At 69.7% G+C, this 16,724-nt stretch carries 17 protein-coding genes and 3 tRNA genes; 6 read left to right on the forward strand and 14 right to left on the reverse strand.

Going from position 1 to position 16,724, the window contains the following annotated elements; all coding sequences use genetic code 11:
- Positions 1–9: 9 nt before the first annotated feature.
- Entirely contained in the window at positions 10–1,515 is a 1,506-nt protein-coding gene (locus EL340_RS07645) for an LCP family protein (RefSeq protein WP_232022925.1), read from the forward strand.
- Positions 1,516–1,611: 96 nt separating this feature from the next.
- On the opposite strand, the gene galE is transcribed toward EL340_RS07645, so the two are convergent.
- From galE to EL340_RS07660, 3 genes are all read right to left on the reverse strand, one after another.
- Complete coding sequence (gene galE, locus EL340_RS07650) at positions 1,612–2,601, reverse strand: UDP-glucose 4-epimerase GalE (RefSeq protein WP_126414115.1); 990 nt, start codon at positions 2,599–2,601, stop codon at positions 1,612–1,614.
- 202 nt (positions 2,602–2,803) lie between these two features.
- Positions 2,804–3,358: a 5-(carboxyamino)imidazole ribonucleotide mutase gene (gene purE, locus EL340_RS07655; RefSeq protein ID WP_126414116.1), complete on the reverse strand. Its 555-nt coding sequence runs from the start codon at positions 3,356–3,358 to the stop codon at positions 2,804–2,806.
- 68 nt (positions 3,359–3,426) lie between these two features.
- Positions 3,427–4,722, reverse strand: a complete 1,296-nt coding sequence (locus EL340_RS07660; protein WP_126414117.1) for a 5-(carboxyamino)imidazole ribonucleotide synthase — start codon at positions 4,720–4,722, stop codon at positions 3,427–3,429.
- 111 nt (positions 4,723–4,833) lie between these two features.
- On the opposite strand from EL340_RS07660, the gene EL340_RS07665 reads away from it, so the two are divergent.
- From EL340_RS07665 to EL340_RS07675, 3 genes are all read left to right on the forward strand, one after another.
- Positions 4,834–6,060, forward strand: a complete 1,227-nt coding sequence (locus EL340_RS07665; protein ID WP_232023300.1) for a putative hexosyltransferase — start codon at positions 4,834–4,836, stop codon at positions 6,058–6,060.
- Between the two features lie 49 nt (positions 6,061–6,109).
- On the forward strand, positions 6,110–6,688 hold the full coding sequence (locus tag EL340_RS07670; protein WP_197722277.1) for a GtrA family protein: 579 nt from the start codon (positions 6,110–6,112) through the stop codon (positions 6,686–6,688).
- Between the two features lie 160 nt (positions 6,689–6,848).
- The gene (locus EL340_RS07675; RefSeq protein ID WP_126414119.1) at positions 6,849–7,568 is read left to right on the forward strand and encodes a VTT domain-containing protein; all 720 of its coding nucleotides are present in this window, start codon (positions 6,849–6,851) and stop codon (positions 7,566–7,568) included.
- Between the two features lie 123 nt (positions 7,569–7,691).
- Here EL340_RS07675 and EL340_RS07680 read toward each other — a convergent pair whose 3' ends face one another.
- The 4 genes from EL340_RS07680 to EL340_RS07695 all read right to left on the reverse strand — a co-directional run bounded on the left by EL340_RS07680 (position 7,692) and on the right by EL340_RS07695 (position 11,884).
- The gene (locus EL340_RS07680) at positions 7,692–8,768 is read right to left on the reverse strand and encodes a sensor histidine kinase (RefSeq protein ID WP_126414120.1); all 1,077 of its coding nucleotides are present in this window, start codon (positions 8,766–8,768) and stop codon (positions 7,692–7,694) included.
- A gap of 78 nt (positions 8,769–8,846) precedes the next feature.
- The gene (locus EL340_RS07685) at positions 8,847–9,518 is read right to left on the reverse strand and encodes a response regulator transcription factor (RefSeq protein ID WP_126414121.1); all 672 of its coding nucleotides are present in this window, start codon (positions 9,516–9,518) and stop codon (positions 8,847–8,849) included.
- A 225-nt stretch (positions 9,519–9,743) separates the two neighbouring features.
- Positions 9,744–10,802, reverse strand: a complete 1,059-nt coding sequence (locus tag EL340_RS07690; protein ID WP_126414122.1) for an adenylate/guanylate cyclase domain-containing protein — start codon at positions 10,800–10,802, stop codon at positions 9,744–9,746.
- Between the two features lie 182 nt (positions 10,803–10,984).
- Positions 10,985–11,884: a biotin--[acetyl-CoA-carboxylase] ligase gene (locus EL340_RS07695; RefSeq protein ID WP_126414123.1), complete on the reverse strand. Its 900-nt coding sequence runs from the start codon at positions 11,882–11,884 to the stop codon at positions 10,985–10,987.
- Between the two features lie 39 nt (positions 11,885–11,923).
- Here EL340_RS07695 and EL340_RS07700 point away from each other — a divergent pair, with 39 nt between their 5' ends.
- Positions 11,924–12,577: a Maf family protein gene (locus EL340_RS07700; protein ID WP_126414124.1), complete on the forward strand. Its 654-nt coding sequence runs from the start codon at positions 11,924–11,926 to the stop codon at positions 12,575–12,577.
- A gap of 35 nt (positions 12,578–12,612) precedes the next feature.
- Here the strand turns inward: EL340_RS07700 and EL340_RS07705 are convergent, their stop codons facing one another.
- From EL340_RS07705 to EL340_RS07730, 6 genes are all read right to left on the reverse strand, one after another.
- Positions 12,613–13,317, reverse strand: coding sequence for a MarR family winged helix-turn-helix transcriptional regulator (locus EL340_RS07705; RefSeq protein WP_126414125.1), 705 nt, complete (start codon positions 13,315–13,317; stop codon positions 12,613–12,615).
- A gap of 505 nt (positions 13,318–13,822) precedes the next feature.
- Positions 13,823–14,659: a hotdog family protein gene (locus EL340_RS07710; protein ID WP_232022926.1), complete on the reverse strand. Its 837-nt coding sequence runs from the start codon at positions 14,657–14,659 to the stop codon at positions 13,823–13,825.
- Positions 14,660–14,771: 112 nt separating this feature from the next.
- Positions 14,772–14,942, reverse strand: coding sequence for a 50S ribosomal protein L33 (gene rpmG, locus EL340_RS07715; RefSeq protein WP_126414127.1), 171 nt, complete (start codon positions 14,940–14,942; stop codon positions 14,772–14,774).
- Between the two features lie 61 nt (positions 14,943–15,003).
- Positions 15,004–15,077 (reverse strand) — tRNA-Met (locus EL340_RS07720).
- A 38-nt stretch (positions 15,078–15,115) separates the two neighbouring features.
- Positions 15,116–15,188: transfer RNA gene (locus EL340_RS07725), tRNA-Thr, on the reverse strand.
- A gap of 112 nt (positions 15,189–15,300) precedes the next feature.
- Positions 15,301–15,382, reverse strand: a tRNA-Tyr gene (locus EL340_RS07730).
- A 158-nt stretch (positions 15,383–15,540) separates the two neighbouring features.
- Here EL340_RS07730 and EL340_RS07735 point away from each other — a divergent pair.
- Positions 15,541–16,038: a YajQ family cyclic di-GMP-binding protein gene (locus EL340_RS07735; protein ID WP_126414128.1), complete on the forward strand. Its 498-nt coding sequence runs from the start codon at positions 15,541–15,543 to the stop codon at positions 16,036–16,038.
- Positions 16,039–16,095: 57 nt separating this feature from the next.
- On the opposite strand, the gene EL340_RS07740 is transcribed toward EL340_RS07735, so the two are convergent.
- Entirely contained in the window at positions 16,096–16,719 is a 624-nt protein-coding gene (locus EL340_RS07740) for a TetR/AcrR family transcriptional regulator (protein ID WP_126414129.1), read from the reverse strand.
- Positions 16,720–16,724: the final 5 nt, after the last annotated feature.

A 16,724-nucleotide genomic window follows, 5' to 3' on the forward strand; every position in this document is an offset into this window, starting at 1 on the left:
ATCATAGGCGTGACCCCGACAGACGACTCGCTTCCACCCTCGATCACCCCCGGCTCCGGCGGGGGCAGGCCCCAGCGCCGGCAGCGTCCCATCGACGCCGTCAACCAGCGCAGCCGCGAGCGCGCAGAGGCGCCTCGAGATGAGGCCGGCGCCGCCTCCGAACCCGCCGGCGGCTCGCCGCGACGCCCGGCCTCGTCGGCCTCCGCCTCTCAGCCCCAGCGGCACTCAGTCCTGGGACGTCAGAACGGCGGCGAATCGTCCCCCTCTCAGCAGTCATCACGACAGGCATCACAGGCGGCCCAGCAGCCCCCCTCGGTTCAGCCACGTCGAAGCGGGGCTCCGTCCCAGTCTCAACGTGGCAGTCACGCCCGAGCCGGCTCCAGCGCGGTGCCCCTGGAGTCGGGCGCCGACGGCCGCGGCGCCGGGCCCGAGCGCACTCAGGCGATGCCCGCCCGGCGCGACACCTATCCCGTGGGAGCCCGGGCCCTTCAGTCCCCGGAGGAGCCCGTCCTGGTCAGGCCGGCACCCGAGCCGGAGCCACCGCGTCGGCCGAAGCGGCCCCGGCCGAGCTGGCGCCGGATCCTGCGCTGGACGATCGTCGTCATCGTCGTCGTCCTGGCGCTCATCGCGGCTCGGGTCGCCTGGTTGTGGCACGACGTCTCCTCACAGCTCCACCGGGTCGACGCCCTGTCCGGAGCCGCGGACACGCCGGGTGAGACCTGGCTCATCGTCGGCTCGGACGCACGCGGCGGCGTCATCCAGGATGATACCGAGGGTGCCCGCGCCGACTCCGTCATGCTGCTGCACCGGGCGGAGAACGGACAGACGAGCCTGACCTCCTTGCCGCGCGACACCTTCGTGGACATCCCCGAGTACGGGGAGAACAAGATCAACGCGGCCTACTCCTTCGGCGGCCCCAAGCTGCTGGTTCAGACCGTGGAGCAGCTCTCCGGTCTGACGGTCGACCACTATGTGGAGGTCGGGATGACCGGCGTCTCGGAGATGGTCGACGCCGTCGGCGGGGTGGAGCTCTGCTGGTCGTCCGATGTCGCCGACGAGGACTCGGGGATGGTCTGGGACACCTCTCAGGGCGAGTGCCAGACGGTGGACGGGACGAAGGCGCTGGCCTACTCTCGGATGCGCAAGTCCGACCCGACCGGTGACGTCGGGCGCGGGCTGCGTCAGCGGGCCGTCATCTCCGCGGTGGTGTCCAAGGCGGCCTCTCCGTACACCGCCGTCTCCTTCTCGCGCCAGGACGCCCTGGTCGACGCCGGCACGAACGCCCTGACGGTGGATGAGAGCACCGGCAACCTGGGGATCGCCAGGATGGTACTGGCCTTCCGCTCGGCCTCCGGTGACGGCCTGACCGGTGCCCCGCCCATCGAGGACACGGCCTACACCCCCGACGACGCCGATATCGGGGAGGCGGTGCTGCTGCAGGACACGACCGCGCCGGACTTCTTCTCCAAGCTGCGCGACGGAAAGCTGACGGCAGCGGACTTCAACCAGGCCTGATACGCCGAACGCGTGACGGCTGCGGGCGGGCCGGCACCCCCGATCAGGGGTGCCGGCCCGCCCGCGTGGGTCTCCGATCCGGTCGGACGCGGCCGTTCAGGCGAAGTGGGGCCGGTTGGGGTCAGCCTGCCAGGAGGTGTAGGAGGAGGTGACGATGTCGTCCAGGTCGTGCTCGGCCCGCCAGCCCAGGACCTCGCCGATACGGGTGGCGTTGCCGATGAGCTGGGGCGGGTCGCCCGCACGCCGGGCCAGCTCCTCCGGCTCCAGGTCCAGCCCCGTGGAGGCGATCACCCTGGAGACGACCTCGCGCACCGAGGCGCCCTGACCGGTACCGACGTTGAAGACGTGCTCGGCCATCTCCTGACCACCGGCCAGGTAGTCCAGGGCGGCGATATGGGCGACGGCGAGGTCCTTGACGTGGATGTAGTCGCGCACGCAGGTGCCGTCGGGGGTCGGGTAATCGGTGCCAAAGATCTTGGGGGTCTCTCCCCTGGAGAGGCGGTCGAGGACCATGGGGATGAGGTTGAGGGTGGCCATGTCTCCCAGGTCGTCCCAGCCGGCGCCGGCGACGTTGAAGTAGCGCAGGCCGGCCCAGCGCAGCCCCCAGGCCTTCTCGGCGTCGGCCATCATCCACTCGCCGATGAGCTTGGTCTCGCCGTAGGGGTTGATGGGGCGGCAATCGATGTCCTCGGGCACGACCTCCACCGGGGGCATGCCGTAGACGGCCGCCGAGGAGGAGAAGATCATCTGGTTGACGCCGGCTCTCTCCATGGCCAGCAGCACGTTCGCCAGGCCGCCCACGTTCTGCTGGTAGTACCAGGCCGGGCGCTCCACGGACTCGCCCACCTGCTTGCGGGCGGCGAAGTGAATGACGGCGGTGACGCCGCGCGAGCTCATGACCTCGGCAAGGGCCTCAGGGGCCTGGCCGTCGGCAACATCGAGCTCGACCAGGGCGGCACCCTTGACTCGCTCCGGCGTCCCGTAGGAGAGATCGTCGACGACGACGACATCCTCCCCGCGCTCGAGGAGAAGTCGGACCACGTGCGCGCCGATGTAGCCGGCGCCTCCAGCAACGAGAATGCTCATGTCCCCAGTCTACACACGATCCCCCAGAATCGAACAGAAACGAACTTTGAGATCAATGCGTCATCGAGGTCCTCGCGCACCGGGGTCCTTCCAACGTCATTCCTGTGGGCACCGAGGGACTGACGCGCTCACCGCAGGCCGAGGAATACCGAGGAATACGGCGACCACGCAGCGGACACGCCTTCGCGCGGTCGGTTGATCATCAACTCTGCAGGCGCTCGCGCAGAGCGGCGCCCTTGGCATGGGCCACCTCACCCAGGTCCTTCTGGAAGTCGCGCATCGCCGCAGCCAGGCGCGCGGCCTCCTCACCCGGACCGGAGGCGAGGATCCGTGCCGCCAGCAGCCCGGCGTTGCGGGCACCGCCGATGGAGACGGTGGCCACCGGCACCCCGGCGGGCATCTGCACGATGGAGAGCAGGGAGTCCATGCCGTCGAGGTACTTCAGTGGCACCGGCACCCCGATGACCGGCAGCTCGGTGACGGCTGCCAGCATCCCGGGCAGGTGCGCCGCTCCCCCGGCACCGGCGATGATGACCCGTAGCCCCCGCCCAGCGGCGGCGCGCCCGTAGTCGATCATCTCGGTGGGCATGCGGTGGGCGGAGACGACGTCGACCTCGTAGGCCACGCCGAACTCGTCGAGCACGTCGGCGGCGGCGCCCATGACCGGCCAGTCCGAGTCCGAGCCCATGACGATGCCGACCACCGGCCGAGTCGTACCTGCCTTCATTCCTGCCTTCATTGCGCTGCTCTCGCTCATACGCCGCCCCTGTCTCTGAGTGCTGTGTTGCTGTGTGTTAGCCGTGCGCGGTGTCCCCGGGTCCCGGCTCAGGCGTCCCCGCGCAGGATGGCGACGACCTCGCGCGCCTGCTCGACGACCTCACCGACCTCCTGGTCCGGCCCGACCGTCATGTTGACGTGCCCGAGCTTGCGCCCGGGACGCCACTGCTTGCCGTAGAGGTGGATCCGTGCGTCCGGCTGGGCGGCCATGGCCCGAGCCAGGGCGTCGGCACCGGGCCGGTGCCGCCCGCCGATGAGGTTGACCATGATGGTGGTGGGCGCCGTCGCGTCAGCGGCGCCCAGCGGCAGGTCGAGCACCGCCCGCAGGTGCTGGGCGAACTGGCTGGTGACGGCCCCGTCCTGGGTCCAGTGCCCGGAGTTGTGGGGGCGCATCGCCAGCTCGTTGACATACAACCGCGTAGGCTCCCCGAAGGTCTCAACGGCGAAGAGCTCGACGGCGAGCACCCCGGTCACCCCGGCGCGCTCCGCCACTGCCCGTCCGATGAGCTCGGCCTCCTCGACGGCGGCCGAGTCGAGACCGGGCGCCGGAGCCAGGACCTCGGCGCACATGCCGTCCTCCTGAACCGTCTGGGCCACCGGCCACACCGCGATCCGCCCGCTGGGGGTGCGGGCCAGCAGGACGGCCAGCTCGCGGGTGAAGGGGATGGCCTGCTCCACCAGGAGGCTGGTCACCGCGGCCCCGCCGAGGCTGCCTCCCCCGCCGGCCCCCTGGCCGTCGGTCTGACCGGCGCGGGCCCGCGCCACCGAGGCGATCCACTCGGCGGCCTCGCCCTCACGCAGGGACTCGGGGCTGCGCACGAGCAGGACCCCGTGGCCATCGTAGCCGCCGCGCGGTGTCTTGAGCACCACGGGCCAGCCGTGCTCGCCGGCGAATGCCGCGATGGCGTCGGTCATCTGCTCGGCGGTCTCCTGCTGCGGTCCACCGACCTCGACCCAGGCGGGCTGGGGGATCCCGACCTCGCTCATCGCCCGGCGCATGGCCAGCTTGTCGCGGGCCAGCTCAAGGGCCTGCGGCGCGGGCTGGACGCTGACGCCCTCGGCCTGGAGACGCTCCAGGAGGTCGGCGTCCTGGTGCTCGTGCTCGAAGGTGAGGACCGCGGCCGGCTCACCACCGGGCGCCTCGGTGCCGTCACCGGCGACGACGGCGCGCACGGCCGCCTCGTCGTCGGCCGCGCCGACGGGGGCGTCAGGGGTCACCTGGCCGGTGGAGCCGTCAGCGACCTCCACCAGGGCCCTCAGGTGGATACCCAGGGCGCTGGCCTCCTCCTGCATCATGCGGGCCAGCTGCCCGCCTCCGATCACGGCAACAATGGGTGCGCTCACGCCCCCAAGGCTACCCGCCCCCAGCAAGCCCTCACCGCAGGCGGCGGGCGAGACCGTAGGGTGGAGTCCGTGACGCCACCCGCCGCAGACCCCATCCCCGCCCAGCAGCACCTGCCCTCCGCCCCGACGACGTCGTACGGCCCGTTCTCGCGCCTGCCTCGCTCGATCCAGGTCCTGGCGGTCTGGGCGGCGGCGAGCGCCCTGACCTTCCTCATCTTGCGACTGGGGGCCCAGGACACACCGGCCACCCCGTGGGGCGGGGCCGCGCCGTCCTGGGAGGAGCACATGAGCTTCTGGGACGCCGGCTGGTACAACCGGATCGTCGAGGAGGGCTACCCCGAGCGGCTGCCGGTCGGTGCCGGCGGACAGGTCGTTCAGAACACCTGGGCCTTCATGCCGCTGCTGAGCGCCCTGGTCTCCCTGCTGGCCTGGACGGGCTGGTCCTTCTACACGCGTGCCGCGATCGTGTCGATCCTGGCCTCGGCGGGAGCCGCCCTCGTCATGGACCGCTGGCTCTCACCGCTGGCGGGGCGTCGGACCTCCCTGTGGGCGGTGGCCCTGGTCTGGTCCTCGCCGTGCGCGGCGGTCCTCCAGGTTCCCTACGCCGAGTCCCTGGGGATGGTGCTGGTGGGGCTGACGCTGTGGCTGGCGAGCCGCGGGCGGGCTCTTGCGGCGATCCCCTTCGCCCTGGCCGCCTGCTTCGCCCGCCCCGTCGGCGTTCCCCTGGGTGCGGCTCTGGGGCTGTGGTGGGCCTGGGAGGTGGGCTGCGCTCGAGGCTGGCTCCCGGCCTCCTGGTCCTCCCGTCTCCTGCCGGGGCGCGATCCTCTCAGTGCAAGCGGGCGCTGGCGGCTGCTGACGCTGGCGCTGCTCACCTGCGCGGCGGCCCTGGCCTGGCCGGCGATCGCCTGGCTGGTCACGGGCAGGCAGGACGCCTACACGGCTACTGAGACCTCCTGGCGCGGCGCCGACCTGGCTCCCTTCGCCCCGTGGCTGACCCGACTGGGCGACTGGGTGGGCCCACACCTGGGGCTGCTCCTGCTCGCCGTCGTGCTGGTCGCCGTGGGTCTGCTGCTGAGCGCCCCGGGCCTGCGCTCCCTGGGGCCCGCGGTCTGGTTCTGGTGCCTGGGATACCTGTTCTACCTGCTGGCCTTCTTCGACCCGACGACGTCGGTGCTGCGCCTGCTGCTGCCCCTGGCCCCGGCGGGCTGGGCGCTGGCCACCGCGGCCGGCACCACCCGCCGGCGACTGGCGCTGCTGGCCGCCTGCGTCGTCGGCCAGCTGGTGTGGGTCTCCTGGGTCTGGGACTTCGGCAGCGTCAGTATTCAGTGGGTGCCGTGACCGGTCTCGGCTTGCGTGACCTGACAGCGACCTGCATAGGATGCCGATCATGACGCGTTCCTCCAGCAATTCCTTGACGCAGCGGCTCATCGCCATCATCAAGGAGTTCATGCAGTTCGGCATGGTGGGCGCTGCGGCCTACGTGATCGACGTCGGCCTGTTCAACCTGTTCCAGCACGGCCCCGTGGGGTTCCTCTCCGGACACCCGAACTCCGCCCAGCTCCTGGCCTCCTCGATCGCGACAGTCTTCTCCTGGCTGGCGAACCGCTACTGGACCTATCGGGGCCGCACCCAGAAGAACGTCGCCCGCGAGGCCACCCTGTTCGTCCTGGCCAACCTGGGCGGAATCGCCATCACGCAGTTCTGCCTGCTCTTCACCCACCACGTGCTGGGGCTGACCTCGCCCTTGGCGGACAATATCGCGGCCTACGTCGTCGGCTTCGGGCTGGGGACCGCCTTCCGCTTCGTCTTCTACCACTACATCGTCTTCACCGGTCACAAGGACCGTGGTGCCGACGACGACGGCCCCGAGACCCGCAGTGACTCCAACAGTGACACGAGCACTGACATCCAGGACCCGGCCGACGACGACGTCGAGCCCCAGGTCCCGGCCGCAGCTCGCCCCTGAGCCGGACTGACACCGCACCGACACCGGACCAGCACAGAGCCGACGCCGCACTGACGCAGACCGGAGCGCCCTGACGCACCGGCTGAGGGTGCCCGATTCCACAACCCGGAGGGGACCACTCTCACGGCACGGCCACAGGGCCACCGCTTAGCCTTGCACGGTGACTGCCCTGACCGCCTTGGCCCCGGCACTGAACCTGCCCGCCGCCCACGCCCCGATGCTCGGACCCGAGTGGCTCGATGCAACCTTCATCATCAAAGCCTTCGTCGGCTGGATCGGCCCCTGGGCCATCGTCGGCGTCATGCTCGTCATCTTCGCCGAGACGGGACTGCTCATCGGCTTCTTCCTGCCCGGCGACTCCCTGCTCTTCACCCTGGGCATGTTCGTGGCCATCGGCGAGACCAGTCCTGCCGACGGCGTCCCCGTCCCCATCTGGGTGGCCGCCCCCCTGGTGTGGCTGGCCGCCATCGCCGGCAACCAGACCGGCTATCTCATCGGCCGCAAGGCCGGCCCCGCGATCTTCAACAAGCCCGACTCGCGCCTGTTCAAGCAGGAGTACGTGGATCGCACCTCCGACTTCTTCGAGCGCCACGGCGGCAAGGCCGTCACCCTGGCCCAGTTCGTGCCGATCGTGCGCACCTTCACCCCGGTCATCGCCGGCGTGGGCAGGATGCACTACCGCCACTTCATCACCTTCAACATCCTGGGCGCCACCCTCTGGGCCTTCGGCATCACCTGGCTGGGCTACTTCTTGGGCACGATCAAGTGGATCCAGGACAACATCGACGCCATGATCCTGGGGATCGTCTTCGTCTCGGTGGCGCCGATGCTCGTCTCCGCCATCGCCAACTTCCTCAAGTCCCGCCGTCAGAAGTCCTGACGCGCCTGACTTTCCCTCCTCTTCCCCGCGGACGCACCATCGAGCTCGCGGACTGCTCCCACAGGTTCAGTCGTCGAGGCCTATGGTGCGTCCGCGCGTTGCAGCCAGACCTGAGGCTCAGGCTCAGATGCGACGACGTCGACCCACGGAGACGAGCGCACCTTGGGGAAGGACGTTGTTGGGGTCCAGGGACTTGGGGACGGCGTTGAGCAGGATGGAGAAGACGGCGGGCTTGCGCTGGGACAGCTCGATGCGGCCGCCGTCGGCCTCGACGAGGTCCTTGGCCAGCGCCAGGCCCACACCGGTGGAGCCATAGCCGGAGACGTGCCGCTCGAAGACGTGCGGCGCGATGTCCTCATCCACCCCCTCGCCCTCGTCGGCGATGTCGATGAAGACCGCGTGGCCGCCGTTGGCGCTGCGCACGCTGACCGAGGTCGTCCCGGCCCCGTAGCGCAGGGAGTTCTCGACGACGGTGGCCAGGACCTGGGCCAGTGACCCGGGCGTGGCCAGGACCGGGTGGCTGATCTCGTCGCGGAAGATGATGGTGCGACCGGCCTGCTCGAAGGCCGGCTCCCACTCCTCGCGCTGCTGGGCGAAGATATCCTTGAGGTGAAGGGCCTCGGTGGTTCCGCCGCCGGTTCGGCGCGAGACCTTGAGCAGGTCCTCGACGACGCCGGTGAGCCGCTCGACCTGCTCCAGGCAGGCGTGGGCCTCGACGCGCACCTCCTCCTCGCCGGCGAGCAGCTCGATCTCCTCCAGGCGCAGGGACAGGCTGGTCAGCGGCGTGCGCAGCTGGTGCGAGGCGTCGGAGGCGAACTGGCGCTCCGCGGCGATGCGCCCGGCCACTCGCTCCGCCGAGCGCACGAGCTCGGCCTGAACCAGGTCGATCTCCTCGATCCCCGAGGAGCGCAGCCGCGGACGCACCTGCCCGCTGCCGAGCTGCTCGGCCTCGGCCGCCAGGTAGATGAGGGGCGCGGAGATGCGCCGGGCCGCCCGGGAGGCGACAACGGAGGCCGCCGTGAGCGCGGTGATGGTCAGGACCAGGACCGTGAGGATGACCGTGCCGATGATGGTGACCCGGTTCCCACCTCCGGAGGTGCGCAAGGCGCTGGCGATCCAGGCGCCTCCCAGCGGTAGTCCCAGCAGGAGGATGGCCACGGACACCGCTGCCATCGTCATCGTCATGGCGTAGCGGCGCATGGCTGTCCTCCTTCAGACGCGGTCGGTTATCCGCGACGGCCCGCTCGGTGACCCCGAGAAGCCGTCCCGGTCAGTGGCTCAGCCGATGGCCAGGCGGTAGCCGTCCTCCTGGGCCAGCAGGAGCGTGGGCTGCTCCTCATCGTCCCCGAGCTTGCGGCGCAGCCAGGTGGCGTGCATCTGGAGGGTCTGGGGGCTGCCGGTGGGGTCCTCGCCCCAGACCTCCTTGAGGATGTCCTCACCGGAGGCGACCTCGCCGCCGGCACGCACCAGGACGCGCAGCAGCTCGAACTCGCGGGTCGTCAGCTGCAGCTCTCGGGCGCCGACGAAGGCCCGGTGGGCGGCGACGTCGACCCGGATCTCTCCGACGCTCAGCTCGTCCTCCGTGGCCTCCCCCGAGGCGCGGCGCACCTGCGCCCGCACCCGGGCCAGCAGCTCGGCCAGACGGAACGGCTTGGTGACGTAGTCGTCGGCACCGGCGTCCAGGCCGACGACGAGGTCGGAGTCCTCGCTACGCGCGGTGAGCATGAGGATCGGGATGGTCAGGCCCTGGGCGCGCACCTGGCGGGCCACGTCCAGACCGTCGATGTCCGGCAGTCCCAGGTCCAGGACGATGATGTCAGCGGCCGAGATCTCCTCGAGGGCACCCTTGCCGGTGCCGTGAGTCAGGACCTCATAGCCCTCGCGCCCAAAGGCACGGGCGAGGGGCTCGGAGATGGCGGGGTCGTCTTCGACGAGCAGAACAGTTGTCACATCCGCGATGTTAGGCGACGACGCAACAACCCGCCATCGTCCCCGGGGTGGAGAAGATACCGAGACGTGACCAGCACCGAGGGGCCGGGCTCACTGCGCTTGCACGAGCGGAATATGTTTCCCAGGAGATACAGCGGCAAACCGCGACCCTGCCGTGACATTCCGGGAGCTGCGCAACCAAAGAATAACGAGATGATAACGGTGCTCCCGCTCCGCCTCACGGCCTCAGGGCCGGGTCGGAGAGGTCCTCTCCAGCGACCAGGGCACGATCTGCCCCAGCCCCTTGGCCACGACCTCATGGCACTGCCCCACCCGGTACCTGCTGGCCTGGGGCGAGTGGAGGATGGCCATGGCGGTAGACTCGTCCAGGCGGATCCCACCGGGCTCGGCCGCGTCCACGAGCCGTGATGCCAGGTTGACGGTGGGGCCGAAGACGTCCCCGGAGCGGGAGATGACCCGGCCCTCGACGAGGCTGGCCCTCACCCGGATGGCGTCCGGCCCCTTCTGGAGCTCGTCGACCAGGGCGGTGACGACGTCGGCGGCGACGAGCAGGTCGTCGGAGATGTACATGACGGCGTCGCCGATCGTCTTGACCACGCGAGCACCCCGCGAGGTGATGACGTCGCGGGCCGTGTTCTCGAAGTCCTCGAGCATGTGGGTCAGGGCGGCCTTGCTCATGCCCTGGGCGCGCTGGGTGAAGGAGACGATGTCGACGAAGCCCAGGGAGCGGATGAGCGGGTAGAGGTCGGGGCCGGTGTCCTCACGCCCCCGGGCGGAGACCTCGGCGTCGGTGCGCCCCAGGATGGAGGCCATGTGGCGGCGCCACACGTAGGTCAGCTGACGCGACAGGAGGTCCACCAGGCTGTCGATGCGGTCCAGGGCGACCAGCCGCGCCGAGGTGTCATCCAGGTCGAGACGCTCGCTGAGGTCGGTGACGAAGGTCTCCAGCTCCCACAGGACCAGACGGTCCATCGTGTAGGACTGGGCCCGCAGGAGCTCGAGCACGCTGGCCGCGGCCAGGGCGGAGTCACTGGTCTCATCGAGCAGCGTCACGGTGTCCTGCAGCGCGGCGACGTCCTGCTCAGTGAAGCGGACCGCATCGGGCCTGACGTCGGCAAAGCCCATGGCCCGCCAGAACTTCTGCGCCATCTCCAGGCTGGTTCCGGCTCGCTGGGCCACCTCGGTCAGAGTGAGACTGGGGGCCTCCCCCAGAAGCAGGTGCTCGTGCCCCGCCAGGGTGGTCCGCCCCGCGGGGCCCGCCCCAGCGGCGGCCTCGCCTTCCACACGTAGGGCACCCGCGTGAGCCTCCTGCTGGGCGTCTTGCCGGACCCCGTGCGAGTCCCCTGCGCGCCCCTTGCTCGCTTGGCTGTCTAATATCACCCCGCCAGAGTAGCGCAGATCACAAGCCGATGCTCATCGGGCAGCTCTCCGCTCCAGACCGCAACAGGTCCGCAACTCAGACGGGCTCAGCTCTTGACGCGCACCAGGGTCACGTCGCCCGCGCGGACCTCGGTGTCCCCGACCTGGCTGCGCAGCACCAGGGCGGGGGTGACGCCGACGGCCAGCCCGCTGAGCTCGCCGTCGGGAGCCTGGACACTGACCCGCTGCCCCAGAGTGGTCAGCACCGAGCGCAACCGCCGCCCGAGAGCCCCGTCCCCGGCGTCGACGTCACCGCCCACCACCTCCCACTGCTCCAGGATCTCAGCCAGCCGCTGACCGACCGCCACGAGAGCGGCCTCAGCAGCGTCCTCACCGGTATCCGCCGCGCCCAGGGTGCGCAGCGATCCCGCCCAGGCCACCGGCAGCTCGCCGGCGTCCTGTCCGATGTTGACACCGACGCCGAGGATGACCGTCGGGGCCTCATCGCGGCCGGCCGGTACCTCGTCGGGCGCGGGCCGCTGAGCGGCGCGGTTCTCGGAAGGCTCCGGGGTGACGAGCTCGCTGAGGACGCCGGCGATCTTGCGGGTGCCGGCCCATCCGGGTACCACGGGAACCGCTGACGGATCCTCGGGGACGGCGACGACGTCGTTGGGCCACTTGGTGCCCAGCCGCCAGGGCAGCCCCTCGACGAAGGGGGCCAAGGCGTCTCGCACGGCCAGGCCGGCCAGCAGTGGCAGCCAGGCCAGACGCTCGGCCGGGACGAGTGGTCGCAGGACCACGGAGACCAGGAGGGCACCGTCGTCGGGGGTGACCCAGGCCCGCCCGGATCGCCCTCTGCCCGCCGTCTGCCTCAGTGCTCGGAGGGCCGACAGGTGCGGCCAGGATCCGGCCTCGGCTCCCGTGAGGGCGCTGCGCAGGTCGTCCTGGGTGGATCCGGTGACGGGGACGGTGACAAGACGTGAGAAAGGACCGCTGCCAGAGCTCATGAGCCGAGCCTAGCGGCCGCGGCCGTATAGGGTGGCACCGTGATTCTCCTGGCTTCGAAGTCATCCGGCCGCCTGGCCACCCTGCGAGCCGCCGGCATCGAGCCGCTGGTGCGAGTCTCCTCGGTCGATGAGGACGTCGTGCTCGACGAGCTGACCAGGCGGCGTCGGACGGCAGGCCTGACAGCCCCGAGCGCCGCCGAGCAGGTGCAGGCCCTGGCCCGGGCCAAGGCGCTCGACGTCGCGGCCTCCACCGGCGAGCAGGAGGCCGAGGTGGTCGTGGGCTGCGACTCCATGCTGGAGATCGACGGCAGAGTCGTCGGCAAGCCCGCCGATGCCGCGGAGGCCCGCGAGCGCTGGAGGACGATGAGCGGGAGCACCGGGACCCTGTACACGGGGCACTTCCTGGTGCGCACCGCGGACGGAGCCATCGCCGAGGGGGTCAGCTCGGCCACCATCCGTTTCGGCTCCCCCTCTCAGGCCGAGGTCGAGGCCTACATCGCCAGCGGCGAGCCGCTGTGGTGCGCCGGGGCCTTCACCATCGACGGCCTGGGCGGCGCCTTCATCGAGGGGATCGACGGGGACCCGCACGGAGTCGTCGGCATCTCCCTGCCGCTGCTGCGCCGGCTCCTGGCTGATCTGGGAGTGCGCTGGACAGACCTGTGGGCGCCGCCGGCCGGCAGTGGAACCGACTGACGACGCCCACCGTTACGGACGGTCGTTGAGGAGGATCAGGACGGTGACGAGGCCGACGGCGCCGAGGCGCCGGAGGAGTCCGGGGCCTGGGCGATGACCGTCATGAGCTCGGCCAGGGCGACCTGCTGCTCACGACTGAGCCGGTCGATGACGTGGCGGCGCACGCCGTCGAGGTGGACCGGGGCGGCCTCACGCAGGAAGTCGAGGCCCGTCTGAGTCAGCGTGCAGTTGACGCCGCGACGGTCCGAGTCGCAGGAGCTGCGCTCGACGTAGCCCACGTTCTCGAGGCGCCGGACCGTGTGAGTCAGGCGGGAGCGGGAGTGGGAGACGTGCTCGGCGAGGGTCGACATGCGCAGCGTCCGGTCGGGCGCCTCGGACAGGCGCACCAGGATCTCGTACTCGTGCATGGAGATGCCGCAGCCGGCCTCGAGCTCCCGGTTGAGGCGGGCGGTGACGGAGGTGGAGGCCGCCAGGAAGGAGCGCCAGGCATCCATCTCGATCTCATCGAGTCGGCGGAAGCCCTCCGGCTGGACCGCGGAGTCGCTCTGACCGCAGGTCCGGGCGGGCTCCTGACCACAGGTGGCCGCCGGTTCCTGGCCGCCACCGGCCGAGCCGGCGGCCCCAGCCGACTCCTGGCTGTAGGTGGCTTCGACGGCTTCCTGATCGCTCTGAGTCCACTTCATCTCGACGTCCTCAGTGTAGGCCGTCGGCTCCACCATCGTTCGTTCTGCGGTAATCACCTTATCGACTCCTCTCAGCACCGACCCGGATAGGTCGCGAACCCTCAAAGCGCGCACCTGCCGATTGCCTTTTGGCTTTCATACAAGTGCAACTCCACTTCTTTTTTATCACACTCGGTCAGAGCGCCAGAACGTCGGTACAACCACCCGGAGCGCCGGGCAACCGTGAAGACACCGATCACACACCGACTTTTCGTTGGCACCACAGGGATCTGCGTCCGTCTGCCCGCCGTCGGAAAGCAATTTCCACACTATCTTCACGTCACCCTGACATCCATCAGATTGACATTGCAATTACCCACCTTTGTTACGTTATCATCCCCACTGACCGATGATTGGGGGAGGTCGATAATTCATTTCCAGCCTCTCATCTCGTCGCCATCGAGACAACAGTGAATCGCCGTCAGAATTCCCTTCAGGGGGTAATCATTTTTTCCTCACGAGGCGATAGGGGGTCGACCAGCGCCCGCGGCGGCCCCTGACATCCAGTGCCGGTCAAGAACCGTCATCGGCGTCGCAGAACGGGGCGTCGGTCCTGACTGATGGTGATGCCGTCGGGGTCGACGGCGAGCGTCGCCCAGGGCGCCGCCCCATCCCGACGGGAAGCCGGGACATCAGCTGAACCAATGAATTTCAGGGATATCCACCGATCAGGTGAAGACTGGGCGAGAGCGAGGCTGAGTGCGCCGAGCAGAAGACCATGAGCCACGACGTCGTCGGGACCGGCTCGCAGCCCGGCCTCAGCCGCCCTGCCGGCAAGGAGGTGGATGGGGTTGCCGTCCCCGGTGGCCTCTGCCCAGGCGGCGATGTCGCCGCGGGTGAGCCGGTAGAAGCGGGCGCCGGGCGGCGGATCAAATCCGACCCCGGACTCCGTGAGTTTCCCCGCCCGGACCGCGGTCGCCCGAGACGCCGGGGCGCGTCGGGCGAGCTCGTGGGTTACTCGCCAGCACCTCCCGCCCGCCTCCACCTCGGTCGCGGCTCGGAGGAGCTCCCAGCCTGCGCGGCCGGTCCGCTGAACCGTAGGCTCATCAGTACCCCCATCGAGGCCACAGGCCGATTCGGCCCCGTCAACGCGTGAGGGGATCGGCTCCATGAGGCAGCGACGGTGCAGCAGACCGTCCCAGGCGGTGGTCGTCTCACGGGACCGCACCCACTCCTGGACCTGCTGCATGGCCAGGACCGCGGGGACAACCGCCGTCGCCCCACGCCGAGCGAGACGAACCGCCTCCGCCTCGGAGAGCTCGGGCGGCCCTGACGGTGCGGACGCCCCCGTCGCAAGCACCTCGGCAAGGATCGTCGCGAGCTGCTCAACGACGTCGTCGGAGAGGCTGGAACCGTTCACGTCACCGATGCTAGGTGGTATCCCCCGGGCACGACGAAGCCCCGCCGACGTCATGCCGACGGGGCCTGCTCCTCGGTTGCAGGTGGTTGCTCCCGAGATCGGAACGCGCTGCTCAGCGGGTCTCGCGGTGCTCGGTGTGCTTGCCGCAGCGCGAGCAGAACTTGGAGATGCTGAGACGGTCGGGGGTGTTCCGACGGTTCTTCTTGGTGATGTAGTTCCGCTCCTTGCACTCCGAGCAGGCCAGAGTGATCTTGGGGCGAACGTCGGCGGACTTGCTGGCCACGTTTGTCTCCTCGTGTCGATCCTCGAGCATGCGACGGGTGCGCTGTACTCGAAACCTTGCGTAGCGGGGGAGGGACTCGAACCCTCGACCTCACGATTATGAGTCGTGCGCTCTAACCAGCTGAGCTACCTCGCCATAGGAACACAATGGGGGCCAGTGGCCCCCGCTGCGAGAGCCCCGAAAGGGAATCGAACCCTTGACCTTCTCCTTACCATGGAGACGCTCTGCCGACTGAGCTATCGGGGCAACGAGCCGAATCCTAGGCAGATCCGAACCGCGCTGGCAATTCGGTCCGCCGTGGCTTCGCTCACTGCGGGCCTCGCCGCTGGGGCGAGATGCGATCAACGAGTGATCAGCGTGGCGGGTGAGGGATTCGAACCCCCGTAGCATTACGCGGCTGATTTACAGTCAGCTCCCATTGGCCGCTCGGGCAACCCGCCTCGGCTCCGCGCTCCGGCCTCTCGGCCATCGCTTGGCGCCGTGGAAGAATAGCAAGGTGGTGGCGCGCAGCGCCAATCGCCCCCGTAGGACCCTCCTCACAGAACAACCCGCCTAGACTCGCCTCGACCGAAGTCCCACCCCGGAAAGGACTGCCGCCATGGCCAACGACTCCTCCTTCGACGTCGTCTCCCGCCTCGACCGCCAGGAGGTGGACAACGCCGTCAACCAGTGCGCCAAGGAGATCTCCCAGCGCTACGACTTCCGCGGCGTCGACGCCTCCGTGAGCCTGTCCGGCGACACCATCACCCTGGAGGCCAACACCGCCGAGCGGGTCCTGGCGATCCTGGACGTCCTGGAGTCCAAGCTCTTCCGCCGCGGCGTCTCCCTCAAGGCCCTGGACCTGGGCGACAAGGAGCCGCGCCCCTCGGGCAAGCTCTACCGCCTGGTCTGCCCGCTGCGCGAGGGGCTGACCCAGGAGGTCGCCAAGAAGATCACCAAGGCGATCCGCGACGAGGGCCCCAAGAGCGTCAAGGCCACGATCCAGGGTGACGAGGTGCGTGTGACCTCCAAGTCCCGCGACGACCTCCAGTCGGTCATCTCCCTGCTCAAGAACCTCGACGTCGACGCCGCCCTCCAGTTCGTCAACTACCGCTAGGACGCCACGCAATCCGCGACATGAGCCCGAGGACGTCACGGCCCTCGGCGCACAGGCCTACATGACGGCCCGCTGACGCCCGCAGGGATGGGGGAAGGCACTCGTGACTGCGTCGCGCAGCAGCTCGGTCCCGGACAGACTCGGGTCGAGCAGCATCGTGGCGCCGATTCCGACGACGGTTACCCACAACTGCTGAGCAACCCGCTGAGGCTCCACGTCGGGCGCCGCCTCCCCGCACCGCTGGGCGTTGCGGACCACACCGGCGAGTCTCTCGCGAAAGGCCCGGTCAGAATCCCGAGCAACCGCTGCGATCCCCTCATCTCCCGCAGCCAGGGCATGGAACTCCCGACGCACCTGGCACTCACGGATCCTCGCGGCATCCAAGGGGAGGAGCTCGGCCAGGCCGAGAGCAGCCATCTCGCGTATGGAAGCGGCTTCCTCCTCCCCCTGCTCCACGATCGTGGCCACACGGCTATCAACGTCAGCCAGCAGATCGACAAAGACACGCTGCATCAGCGCACCCTTGGACGAGAAGTAGTGCTGAACCAGTCCAACTGACACACCGGCACGGCGAGCCACGGAGGCCACCGTGACCCCGGAGAGTCCCTCATCCAAGGCGACGTCACGCGCAGCCCGCGCCATCTGCCGGCGGCGCGCATCATGATCCGCGGTTCGTGCCATGGAAG

Origin of the sequence: Actinomyces viscosus (assembly GCF_900637975.1) — a bacterium.
GTDB lineage: Bacteria > Actinomycetota > Actinomycetes > Actinomycetales > Actinomycetaceae > Actinomyces > Actinomyces viscosus.

What these genes read in the sequence shown, in the direction of transcription:
- galE (WP_126414115.1), bottom strand. Translation starts at nt 2,601, where the DNA reads ATGAGCATTCTCGTTGCTGGAGGCGCCGGCTACATCGGCGCGCACGTG.
- purE (WP_126414116.1), bottom strand. Translation starts at nt 3,358, where the DNA reads ATGAGCGAGAGCAGCGCAATGAAGGCAGGAATGAAGGCAGGTACGACT.
- EL340_RS07740 (WP_126414129.1), bottom strand. Translation starts at nt 16,719, where the DNA reads ATGGCACGAACCGCGGATCATGATGCGCGCCGCCGGCAGATGGCGCGG.
- EL340_RS07670 (WP_197722277.1), top strand. Translation starts at nt 6,110, where the DNA reads ATGACGCGTTCCTCCAGCAATTCCTTGACGCAGCGGCTCATCGCCATC.
- EL340_RS07695 (WP_126414123.1), bottom strand. Translation starts at nt 11,884, where the DNA reads ATGAGCTCTGGCAGCGGTCCTTTCTCACGTCTTGTCACCGTCCCCGTC.
- EL340_RS07680 (WP_126414120.1), bottom strand. Translation starts at nt 8,768, where the DNA reads ATGCGCCGCTACGCCATGACGATGACGATGGCAGCGGTGTCCGTGGCC.
- EL340_RS07735 (WP_126414128.1), top strand. Translation starts at nt 15,541, where the DNA reads ATGGCCAACGACTCCTCCTTCGACGTCGTCTCCCGCCTCGACCGCCAG.